This window comes from Deinococcus aerius (genome assembly GCF_002897375.1).
Classification (GTDB): Bacteria; Deinococcota; Deinococci; order Deinococcales; family Deinococcaceae; genus Deinococcus; species Deinococcus aerius.
In genome coordinates this window covers 599,066-609,224 of sequence record NZ_BFAG01000001.1, presented here as the reverse complement: position 1 = coordinate 609,224, position 10,159 = coordinate 599,066, and the positions used below count along the sequence as shown (strand labels likewise).

The following is a 10,159-nucleotide window of genomic DNA, read 5'->3' as shown; positions in this document are numbered from 1 at the left end:
ATGACCGAGGAGGAGCAGATGGCGTTCGTGTTTCAATCCTCAGCCCACCCGAAGGCAGGCTGCAACGCGTGTACTCGGCCCGCATGATCTGGCCGCTGATGTTTCAATCCTCAGCCCACCCGAAGGCAGGCTGCAACACCGATTCGTGGGTGAAATCGTCCGGCCTCCGCATGTTTCAATCCTCAGCCCACCCGAAGGCAGGCTGCAACGCGTGTACTCGGCCCGCATGATCTGGCCGCTGATGTTTCAATCCTCAGCCCACCCGAAGGCAGGCTGCAACCGGTGATGGAGACGATGAGTTCGGCGGTGCTACGTTTCAATCCTCAGCCCACCCGAAGGCAGGCTGCAACTCCGCCGCGAGCTGTGCAGTGAGATCGGAGAGGTTGTTTCAATCCTCAGCCCACCCGAAGGCAGGCTGCAACGGTGCGAACGCCAGAGCCTATCCAGCGCACGTTCCGCTTCGCATTCTGCGCGAACCCGGCACCCGCCGTCCAGTTTCGTACGCACGGAACTCTGGCGCTGAACACGCGGCGCGTGCTGGGCGGGCTTTCCGGCTTGCGCGAACTTCCCCTACTTGCGCCCGTCACGGGGAGTTCGCGCGCGAGGCCCTACTCCAGCGCGTCCAGCAACCGCCGCACGTCCGCCCGCCACGCCTCTGCGTCCTCGCCCTCGGCCCACAGGTCGGGGAGTTCGCTGTCGGGGGCGAGGACACGGGCGACGGCTTCACGGGCCGTCTCACGCAGCAATTCCAGCCTGACCGGGTCCGCCTCCGCCACCCAGGCGCGCAGCGCGGCGTCCGTCATGCCCGCCGTCTCCCCCGTCAGGACCGCGACCAGCACCTCGGCGGCGGCCAGCGTCCTCCAGCCCTCCTCGGCGGCGAGGAAATCCGTATCGGGGTCGAGCGCCACGTCAAACGCCTCGGCGAGGGCGAAGGCGCCGTCCTGCACGACCTCCTGCGCGAAAGCCGCGCCGACCTCGTTCTCGAATGGACCGGTGCCCCAGATGTTCATGGGGGACATGATTACAGAATCAATGTTCGTCCGAGGTCAGGGGAGGCTCCGGGTTCTCGTAATGACGGTGGGGCTGGGAGGCCGAGGAGAACTGCGCCAGAAACTCCGGCGTCTGCTGATGGAGCTTGGGCCTGAACTTGCCTTTCGCGACCACCCAATCGAAAACGCTCACGTCAAGCGGATACCAGGTGAGCATGCCCTCAAGGCCGTGCTTGCGCACCCAGGCTTCCCCTTTCTCCAGAGTGGTGAAAACCGCCGCTGGGTGCTGTGCCCGCAGACCCATAAAAACCCAGACCCCCGGCATATCCTCAGGCACCTAGACCCCCGCCCGCTCCCGCCCGTACCGCTCCTCCACGTACCGCTCCAGCAGCTCCTTGAAGTCCTCGACGATGCGCGGGCCCTTCAGCGTCGTGAGGAGCTTGCCGTCCTGGTAGACGGGGGCGCGGGGGTCCTCGCCGGTGCCGGGGAGGGAAATCCCGATGTTGGCGTGCTTGCTCTCGCCGGGGCCGTTCACGATGCAGCCCATGACGGCGACCTGCATCTCCTCCACACCGGGGTACTTCGCCTTCCACTCGGGCATCGCGTCCCGGATATGGTCCTGAATCTGCTGGGCGAGGTGCTGGAAGAAGGTGGAGGTGGTGCGCCCGCACCCCGGGCAGGAGGTCACCTGGGGGAGGAACTGGCGCAGGCCAAGGCTCTGGAGGATCTGCTGCGCGACCTCGACCTCCAGCTTGCGGGGGGCGCCGGGCTCGGGCGTCAGCGAGACGCGGATGGTGTCGCCGATGCCGTCCACGAGGAGGGGCGCAAGGGCCACGCTGGAGGCGACCATGCCCTTCATGCCCATGCCCGCCTCGGTGAGGCCGAGGTGCAGGGGGTAGTCGCAGAGCGCGGCGAGCTGGCGGTACACCTTCCACAACTCGGGGGCGGAGCTGACCTTGACGGAGATGATGATCCGGTCGTGGGGCAGGCCCAACTTCTCGGCGTAGGCGGCGCTCTCCAGGGCCGAGGTCACCATCGCGTCGATCATCACGTCAGTGCCGCTTTTGGGGCTCCCCTGCCGGGCGTTGAGGTCCATCAACCGGGCAAGCACCTGCTGGTCGAGCGAGCCCCAGTTCACGCCGACGCGGACGGGCTTGCCGTAGTCCTTGGCCACCTCGATCATCGTGGCGAAGTTGGCGTCGTGGTGCTGCCCGGCGCCCACATTGCCGGGGTTGATGCGGTACTTGGCGAGGAGGCGGGCCGTCTCGGGAAACTCGCGCAGCAGGATGTGGCCGTTGTAGTGGAAGTCACCCACGATGGGCACGTCGATGCCGACCTCATGCAGTCGGGCGACGATCTCGGGGAGGGCGGCGGCGGCCTCGCGGGTGTTCACGGTCACCCGCACGACCTCGGACCCGGCGCGGGCGAGCTGGGCGACCTGGATGGCGGTGGCCTCCGCGTCGGCGGTGTCGGTGTTCGTCATGGACTGCACGACGATGGGGTGGGCACTCCCGATGGGCACGTTCCCCACCCAGGCGGTCACGGTCTGGCGGCGGGCGGTCATGCCCCCAGTGTAGGGGGGCGGGGGCGGGACGTTGGGGAAGGGGTCACGGGGCGGGGCAGAGCGGATGGGGTGCGGACCGGATCAGCTTGTCCCCGAGTTCATCACTGCTGAGGCAGGCGACGAGGCGCTGGGTCCCCAGATTCCAGGTGTAGACGTTGGAGAAGTCACGTCTCTCCATCGTCACGACGCTAAGGTTGTGGGTCGCGGTGACGGTCAGGAGATCGCCGACCAGTTGGGCCTTCCAGGACCGCCAACCCCCATCCTCCGCGTTCCTCGCCGGAATTGCCAAGGGAGTCAGGTCAACTGTGGACTCCGCCCGCATGACCTGCACCCGCATGTCGGCCCGAACATGCACCCTCACGTCGCCTGCCTCCACTGTGGCGAGGTCCGCCCCCGTCACCGCCTCCTGCACCCCGGTAAGGGGGTTCCAGGTCCGCGTGCTGACGGCATCGGTCGTCTGGAGGCGTCCCCCAAAGGCCCGGAGCGTCTGGACCCATCCGGCGTGCGGACCCAGAGCGACGGTGAAACGGAAGGTCTGGGCGTCCAGCACCCGGACGAACGGCCCGGCGACCACCCCGAGGACCCCGCCGGGGAGGTCGTACACGGCCTGCGGTCTGCGGTCCGCTGGGCACGGTGAGGCAGCCGGTGAGTGAGCGCGCCTCCGTATTCCAGCGACGCAGGGTGCCGTCGTTGGCCGCGGTGAGCAGCGTGTGGGCATCCAACCAGCGCAGGGTATGCACGCCTCCGGCATGTGCGGTGGGCCGCTGGGTCGTCGTGTTCGGGCAGGATCGGCCAGTGGAGATCAACCTGACCTCGTGCCCGGAGGCGAGGTCGCGCAGCCGCACGCCGCCGCCCCTGGAGCCGATGGCGAGGGTCCGCCCGTCCGGGGAGAAGGCGAGCCCGGTCACCGCCCGGTACCACACGTTCCAGGCGTACTCACCGCTCAGGGCCGGACCGGGGTGCTTCAGGACGCGCAGCCTCCTGCCCACCCGCGCGTCCAGCAGCGCCGTATCCGCGGGCTCACCGGCGGGGAGGGCCAACCACCGCCCATCAGGAGAGACCGCCAGGGGGGGGCTGGGGACGCCGCTCGCCCGTGACCAGTGTGCCCGGAGCGTCCGGCTGTCCAGCGCGGCGAGGTTCTCCCCGGCACTGAAGACGGTGCCGCCATCCGGGGAGAGGGCGAGGCTCCCCGACCAGGTCCCCACCTCCGGCTCCTCCGCCCGCGCGTCCACCTTCCCGTCCTTGTCCAGGCGCACGAGCCAGGCGCCCTGCGCGCCTCCGGGCTCGGGGAGGAGCCAGCCCAGCCAGCCCCCGCCCGGCAGGGCCACCCCCATCGCCCGGGCGCGGGCCAGGCCCGGCCACAGAAGGAGGGCCAGGCAAAGCAGGACACGCATGATCCAGCTTATCCGGGCGGCGTGGGGCCTTGTTCGGCCTACCGCTGGAGACCCTCGGCCCCCGACCTTCTTCGGGCTGGCCCGCAGCGTCAGGGCGGCCAGGACAGGCACCCCAGTCTTGGTCCGGCTACTGGGTCGGCACCTTCACCAGCCCAGTGACGATCATCTTCTGGACTTTCTGCAGCTTGACCTTTATGTCCCCCGGGATCAGGGCCTGGTTGAAGTCGCCCAGGCTGAGTTCCATCCCGGCGTTCTCCAGCCCGAAGGCGCGTTCCCCGGCCCGCCAGGACTTGCCCTTGGCGACCTCGCTCACCAGCGTGTACACCGCGTTGTCCGCGCGCTTCACCACGCTCGTGAGGGTGTGGTTCAGGGTCTTGCGGTCCACGTCCGAGTCGCCCTCGCTGTCGAGATTGCTCTCGGTGACGATGGCGAACACGGGGCGGGTCTCGCCCCTGCACTCGGCCCGGTAGGGCTCGCCGCGGGGCACCTTGGCGTAGGGGTTGGCCTGGAACCTCACCCCGGCGGGCAGACTCCCCGCCCGCAGGCATTGAACGGCGGTCGCGGCGGTGACCACCCCGCGGTTGTTCGCCCCCACCGCCGCCAGGACGATGTCGGCCCCCTGCGCGAACTGCTTGCGGGCCAGGGTGGAGGCGGCCACCATGTCCCCCTTGCGCGGCAGCGCGGCGCTCAGGACACGGCAATTCGGGCACGCGAAGGCCACGCCCGCCTGAAAGCCTGCCTGGTACTTGCGCGCCACCACGTCGCCCTCGGTGGCGATCACGCCCAGGACCCGCGTGCTCGTGGCCGCCGCCGCGAGGAAGCCCGCCAGGAAGGCGCCCTCCTGCTCGCGGAAGCGCAGGCCGGCCGTGTTGGGGCCGCCGGGCAGGGCGTCCACCCCCACGAAGCGTACCGACGGGAACTCCCGGGCAGCGGCGGTCAGCGGCGCCGCACTGTCCCTGCCCGAGGCGATCACCAGGGTGCTGCCCGTGCGGGCGGCGGCGCGGACCTGACGCAGGATGTCGGCCGTGTCGGTGGCCGTCACCGTGCTGAAGGGCATCCCGTGGTCGCGCACCGCCCGCTCCAGCCCGCTGCCCGCCGCCTCGTTGGTGGCCTTGTCCCACGGCCCGGCGGGGTCGAACACCAGGGTGATGTTCAGGGAGGGGGCGGCGGCGGCGCCGGACAGGGCGAGGAGGGCGAGGAGGGACGGGACCCGGGCGGAACGGATCGTCGGTTTCATGACGCCCCTACTGTAGGAAGGCCCCTCTGTCAAGAACCTTTCGCCCTCCGGGACCCGGGGGCTCCCCCTTGACCTCCCGCCGCCCCGGCCCGCACACTTGGCGACGGGGCCACGCGGCCCACACAACCTGAAGGCAACGCTTGCCCGCCCGGCACGACCTCCACACCAGCTTGTGGGGGAACCGTGCCGGGCGGGCCGTTGGGGGGAATGGCTATGGCGATGAACTGGGCGGGAGAGGCGCAACACGACCACACGCCGGGCTACACCGAGCGCCTGGGCGCGGGTGTTGGTGAGACGGTGCGAATCCGGGTGCGGGTGACGCTGCCCGTGACCGGGGTGAAACTCAAGCTCGTGCGGGTGGGCGAGATCGAGTTGCTTCCGGCGCGGGAGGTACAGGTCCCGGGCACCGAGGGGCGCTGGTTCGAGGCCGAGCTGCCGGTCCACGAGGCGCGGGTGCGCTACGGCTGGCTGCTGCTGTTCCCCGACGACCACCTCAACCTCACGGCGCTGGGGCTGCACCACGCGCGGCGGGGCTTTCGGAACTGGTTCCAATACCTCGCGGGACATGTGGCGCCCGAGTGGGCGTGGCGCAGCGTCTTCTACCAGATCTTCCCCGACCGCTTCCGCAACGGGGACCCGGCGAACGACGTGCGGACGGGCGAGTACCTGTACGGCGGGCGCCCGGTCGAACATGCCGAGTGGGGCACCCCGATCACAAAGAAGGGCGACGTTCACGCGCACTACGGCGGCGACCTCCAGGGGGTCACGCAGGCGCTCCCGTACCTGACGGACCTCGGCGTGAACGCGCTGTGGCTCACCCCGATCTTCGTCAGCCCGTCGAACCACCGCTACGACATCAGCGACTACCGGCATGTGGACCCACATCTCGGGGGCGACGCGGCGTGGGAGGAATTGTCGCACGAGGCGGAGAAGGCGGGGGTCCGCATTGTCCTCGACGGCGTCTTCAACCATATGGGGAACGAGAACGTGCTGTTCCGGGCCGCGCTTGAGCGGGAGGACGCCCCCGAGCGGGCGCTCTTCACCTGGCGGGACGAGCCGGGCAAGCCGCCGTACCATGCCTTTTTCGACGTGCCGACGCTGCCCAAGATCGACTACCGCAACGCCTTTGCGGTCGAGGAGTTCTTCAGCGGCGAGGAGAGCGTGGTGCGGCACTGGCTGCGGCGCGGCGCGGCGGGCTGGCGGCTGGACGTGGCACACATGATCGGGTCGGGCGGCACCGATGAGGACAACCTGCCGCTGCACCGCGACCTGAAAGCGGCGGCGCGGGGGGAGAAGCCCGACGCCTACGTCTTCGGCGAGCGCTTCTACGACCCGGAACACGCGCTCGACGGGCGGGGCGAGGACGGCGCCATGAACTACCACGGCTTCGGCCTTCCGGTGATGCAGTGGCTGAGCGGCGAGACGCACCTGGGGGAACCTAGCCGGATGGACGGCACCGAACTCGCCGACATCCTGTGGGACGCCTACCACGCCCTGCCCCCGCAGGTCGCCCTGAGCATGTTCAACCTGATCGAGTCGCACGACATCTCGCGGGCACTCAAAAGGGTGGACGACGACCGCACCCGCTTCCTGGCCGCCTTCACCCTCCTCATGGGCTACGCGGGCGTGCCCTGCACCTACTACGGCTCGGAGATCGGGCTCAGCCAGCACACGCGCGGCCAGATGCCCTGGTGCCGCGAGTCCATGCCCTGGGACGAGGGGGAGTGGGACCTGGAGTTGCGGGCGAAGGTCAGGGCGCTCATCCACCTCCGGCGGGAAACACACGTCCTGCACGAGGGCAACCTGCGCTTCCTGCACGCCGAGCCGGACGCCCTCGCCTTCCTGCGCGAGTACACCCACGAAGGCGGACGGATGGAGCGGGCGGTCGTGGTCGCCAGCCGCCGAGCCCAGCCGCACGAGGTCACCCTCACCCTACCGGCGGGCGAGTGGCGCGACGGGCTGAGCGGGGAACTTTTCCAGGGAGGCGAGGTCACGCTGAACGCGGCGGGAGGTCGGGTGCTGCTTCAGGGCTGAGGGAGGCGAGCCAGCGTTCGGCCTCGCGGGGAGAACGCAGCCGCACGACCCGGAGGTGCGGGAACTGTGCGAGCAGCTCCGGCGTCTCCCGCCTGCGCCGCCAGTGGGTGCGGAAGAACCAGGCGAAGATGCCGCCGCCCGTGAGCTGTTCCCACAACCGCTCCCGGTTCCCGTTCCAGAGTTCCTCCCGGGTCAGAACGCGCCGCAGCGTTCGCCGCAGCAGCCTCCAGAACACGACCTGTCCCGGGTAATCCAGCCAGACCAGCGTGTCGGCCCGCGTCCAGCCCAGGTCGCGGGCCTTGCCGTAGTTGCCGTCCATCACCCAGGCGGGCTGCGCGGTGAAGGCGTCCACCCGGGCGCGGAACTGGTCCAGCGGCGCCTCCCGCCAGCCGGGAAGGTGGTTCCAGGCGTCCTGCTCGCCGTGGGGCAGGCCCAGCTGCGCGGCGATGGCCCGGGCCAGGGTCGTTTTGCCACTGCCGGTCGTTCCGACGACCAGGATGCGCCGCATGGGGGCAGGAGAGCATGACGGGCGAGGGGAGAACATCGGCAGGGTGGCGGAGGCCATAGGCTCCACACCACGGGACCTCGCCGATGAGGCAGCATCGGGCCATGCCCCCACGTTCACGCCTCCGGCTGGCGGCGCTCGCCCTGCTCGGCCTGGCCCTCGGAACCCTCACCACGTCCGCCCAGCCCTTGCCGCCCGACCCCACCGGGCAGACCTTTCGCAACCCCATCCTGCCCGCCGGACAGGACCCCTCGGTGGTGTTCGACGGCGCCCTCTACCACCTCGTGCAGTCGGATGAGGACGGTATCGGCATCCGCACCTCCCCGACCCTGACGGGGCTGGGCGACGTGAAAAAGGTGGTGGTCTGGCGCGGCGGGCAATCGGATTCACCCTGCTGCGAGCTGTGGGCACCGGAACTCGTGCGGATGGACGGCAAGTGGTACATCTACTATGCGGCGGACGACGGCCGCAACGAGAACCACCGCATGTACGTGCTGGAAAGCGACCGGGTGACGGGTCCCTACACCTTCCGGGGCCAGATCACCGACCCCACGAACCGCTGGGCCATCGACGGCACCGTCTTCCAGGGGCCGGACGGGCGGCGGTACTTCGTGTGGTCCGGCTGGGAGGGCACCGAGAACGTGCAGCAAAACCTCTACGTCGCCCCCATGAAAAATGCCTGGACGCTGGCGGGCGAGCGGGTCAAGATTTCCGAGCCCGACCAGCCCTGGGAACGCATCGGGCAGCCCTACATCAACGAGGGGCCGGAGGTGCTGGTGCGCGGCGGGCGGACCTTCATCGTGTACTCCGCGAGCGGCAGTTGGACCGACGACTACTGCCTGGGCCTGCTGAGCCTGACGGGCAAGAATGTCCTCGACCCCGCCGCCTGGAAGAAATCGAACGGCTGCGTCTTCGCCCGCAACGACGCGGCCAGCGTGTATGCGCCCGGGCATGGCGGCTTCGTGAAATCGGCGGACGGCACCGAGGACTGGCACCTGTACCACGCCATCGAGGTTCAGGGGGCGAGCTGGGGTGGGCGCAGCATCCGCGCGCAGGAGTTCACCTGGAAGGCGGACGGCACCCCGAACTTCGGGCGGCCCGCCTCTTTCGACACGGCGCTGCCCCTGCCCTCCGGCGAGTACGAGGCCGAGCAGGCGCGATTGAACGGCGTGCAGGTGCAGGAGGAGCCGCTGGCCTCGGGGGGCCGGGCCGCTCGGCTGGACGGGCCGGGGGACAGCGTGAACTTCGCGCGGGTGCGCGCCCCCCGCGACGGGACGTACACGCTGCGGGTGCGGTACTCCAACGGCTCCGGGAAAGTGGCTCGCCAGAGCGTGACCGTGAACGGCACCTCCACCGATGTGACCTATCCCCCGAGCGGCTGGTCGAACTTCGGCACCCGGCCCGTGTCCGTTCGCCTGCGCGCGGGTGAGAACGACGTGCGCTTCATGCAGGAGGCGGGCGCGGTGCAGCTCGACGCAGTCACGGTCACGCCGGGTGCCGTCGCGTCCCCATGAGTGACCCGTTGCCGGGGCCTTTCGGCAGCCCGCCCGAACTCGTGCTGTTCGTGGGCGTGCAGGGCAGCGGCAAGACCTCCTTTTACCGGCAGCGGTTCTCCGGCACCCACGTCCACGTCAGCAAGGATCTGTTCCCGAACAACCGCAACAAGGCGAGGCGGCAGCGCCAACTGATCGCGGAAGCGTTGGTGAGCGGACGCAGCGTGGTGGTCGACAACACCAACCCCACGCGGGAGGACCGGGCCGGGGCCATGACCCTCGCCCGTGAGCATGGGGCGACGGTCACCGGGTACGTGTTCGTGACGGACCTGGCGGCGGCGCTGGAACGCAACCGGCGCCGTGAGGGGAAAGCCCGCGTCCCCGACGTGGCGATCTATGCGGCGGCAAAACGGCTGCAACCTCCCAGCCCCGAGGAGGGCTTCGACACCCTCTTCGCCGTCCGGCTCACGCCTGCGGGTGGGTTCGAGGTCGCGCCCAGGAGACCGGAAGAACAAAGCTGAACTGCCTGCCCCTCCTCCCCTCCCGCTTGTTACACTCATCACACATGGCACACGCACAGGATGGGCTGCTGTACGCACAGTGGGTGGAACTCCTCGGCTGGCTTCAGGCCGAGGCCGCCGCGCGCGGTCTGGGCTTTGAAAAGGTCGCTGACTTCCCCGACTACATCTACCGCATGGAGCGCCCCTACGACCTGCCCACCACGGTCATGAGCGTGGCGCTCACGACGGGCGGGCAACCCCTCCTCGTGGCGGCGGTCAGCCCCCGGCATGTGGACCTCAAGGGCGTCTCGCTGCGCCTGATGGGCGGGAGCAAACACTGGCACCTCCACGCGGGCGAGCGCGGGTTGCTGGAGGGCAAGCGGCCCTTCACCCGCGAGCGGTTGGCGACGTTGCTGGACGGAGCGGTGAAGGGCGTGGCGTAG

10 protein-coding genes and 1 pseudogene are annotated in these 10,159 nt (G+C 69.7%); 4 read left to right on the top strand and 7 right to left on the bottom strand.

Annotated elements, in window-relative coordinates; all coding sequences use genetic code 11:
- Positions 1 to 608 precede the first annotated feature (608 nt).
- The 6 genes and pseudogenes from DAERI_RS02840 to DAERI_RS02820 all read right to left on the bottom strand — a co-directional run bounded on the left by DAERI_RS02840 (position 609) and on the right by DAERI_RS02820 (position 5,184).
- Complete coding sequence (locus DAERI_RS02840; RefSeq protein WP_439952246.1) at positions 609 to 1,019, bottom strand: DUF4259 domain-containing protein; 411 nt, start codon at positions 1,017 to 1,019, stop codon at positions 609 to 611.
- Positions 1,020 to 1,029: 10 nt separating this feature from the next.
- Positions 1,030 to 1,326, bottom strand: a complete 297-nt coding sequence (locus tag DAERI_RS02835) for a DUF7710 domain-containing protein (protein ID WP_201262702.1) — start codon at positions 1,324 to 1,326, stop codon at positions 1,030 to 1,032.
- The gene (ispG, locus tag DAERI_RS02830) at positions 1,327 to 2,553 is read right to left on the bottom strand and encodes a flavodoxin-dependent (E)-4-hydroxy-3-methylbut-2-enyl-diphosphate synthase (protein WP_103127931.1); all 1,227 of its coding nucleotides are present in this window, start codon (positions 2,551 to 2,553) and stop codon (positions 1,327 to 1,329) included.
- A gap of 43 nt (positions 2,554 to 2,596) precedes the next feature.
- On the bottom strand, positions 2,597 to 3,157 hold the full coding sequence (locus DAERI_RS22205; protein ID WP_103127930.1) for a hypothetical protein: 561 nt from the start codon (positions 3,155 to 3,157) through the stop codon (positions 2,597 to 2,599).
- Positions 3,158 to 3,230: 73 nt separating this feature from the next.
- A pseudogene (locus tag DAERI_RS23260) lies at positions 3,231 to 3,887 on the bottom strand (WD40 repeat domain-containing protein); the annotation flags it as partial.
- A 187-nt stretch (positions 3,888 to 4,074) separates the two neighbouring features.
- On the bottom strand, positions 4,075 to 5,184 hold the full coding sequence (locus DAERI_RS02820; RefSeq protein ID WP_103127929.1) for a BMP family ABC transporter substrate-binding protein: 1,110 nt from the start codon (positions 5,182 to 5,184) through the stop codon (positions 4,075 to 4,077).
- 219 nt (positions 5,185 to 5,403) lie between these two features.
- On the opposite strand from DAERI_RS02820, the gene DAERI_RS02815 reads away from it, so the two are divergent.
- Entirely contained in the window at positions 5,404 to 7,218 is a 1,815-nt protein-coding gene (locus DAERI_RS02815) for an alpha-amylase family glycosyl hydrolase (RefSeq protein WP_103127982.1), read from the top strand.
- On the opposite strand, the gene DAERI_RS02810 is transcribed toward DAERI_RS02815, so the two are convergent.
- Positions 7,175 to 7,726 carry an AAA family ATPase gene (locus DAERI_RS02810; RefSeq protein ID WP_103127928.1) on the bottom strand — a complete coding sequence of 184 codons (552 nt, stop codon included), beginning with the start codon at positions 7,724 to 7,726 and terminating at the stop codon, positions 7,175 to 7,177. The two genes, DAERI_RS02815 and DAERI_RS02810, sit on opposite strands and share 44 nt — an antisense overlap.
- A 101-nt stretch (positions 7,727 to 7,827) precedes the next feature.
- On the opposite strand from DAERI_RS02810, the gene DAERI_RS02805 reads away from it, so the two are divergent.
- From DAERI_RS02805 to DAERI_RS02795, 3 genes are read left to right on the top strand one after another with little or no spacing between them, the layout of a single operon-like run.
- Positions 7,828 to 9,237, top strand: a complete 1,410-nt coding sequence (locus DAERI_RS02805) for a family 43 glycosylhydrolase (protein WP_165794039.1) — start codon at positions 7,828 to 7,830, stop codon at positions 9,235 to 9,237.
- Positions 9,234 to 9,737 (top strand): ATP-binding protein, encoded by a 504-nt coding sequence (locus DAERI_RS02800; protein ID WP_103127926.1) that lies wholly within the window; start codon positions 9,234 to 9,236, stop codon positions 9,735 to 9,737. Before DAERI_RS02805 ends, DAERI_RS02800 begins: the two co-directional genes overlap by 4 nt.
- 44 nt (positions 9,738 to 9,781) lie before the next feature.
- A complete protein-coding gene (locus DAERI_RS02795; RefSeq protein ID WP_103127925.1) occupies positions 9,782 to 10,159 on the top strand; it encodes an NADH-quinone oxidoreductase subunit 15 in 378 nt (125 codons plus the stop codon).

Coding starts and splice junctions, on each gene's coding strand:
- DAERI_RS02800 (WP_103127926.1), top strand. CDS start 9,234: ATGAGTGACCCGTTGCCGGGGCCTTTCGGCAGCCCGCCCGAACTCGTG.
- DAERI_RS02810 (WP_103127928.1), bottom strand. CDS start 7,726: ATGCGGCGCATCCTGGTCGTCGGAACGACCGGCAGTGGCAAAACGACC.
- DAERI_RS02795 (WP_103127925.1), top strand. CDS start 9,782: ATGGCACACGCACAGGATGGGCTGCTGTACGCACAGTGGGTGGAACTC.
- DAERI_RS02815 (WP_103127982.1), top strand. CDS start 5,404: ATGAACTGGGCGGGAGAGGCGCAACACGACCACACGCCGGGCTACACC.
- DAERI_RS02820 (WP_103127929.1), bottom strand. CDS start 5,184: ATGAAACCGACGATCCGTTCCGCCCGGGTCCCGTCCCTCCTCGCCCTC.
- DAERI_RS02840 (WP_439952246.1), bottom strand. CDS start 1,019: ATGTCCCCCATGAACATCTGGGGCACCGGTCCATTCGAGAACGAGGTC.
- DAERI_RS02805 (WP_165794039.1), top strand. CDS start 7,828: ATGCCCCCACGTTCACGCCTCCGGCTGGCGGCGCTCGCCCTGCTCGGC.
- ispG (WP_103127931.1), bottom strand. CDS start 2,553: ATGACCGCCCGCCGCCAGACCGTGACCGCCTGGGTGGGGAACGTGCCC.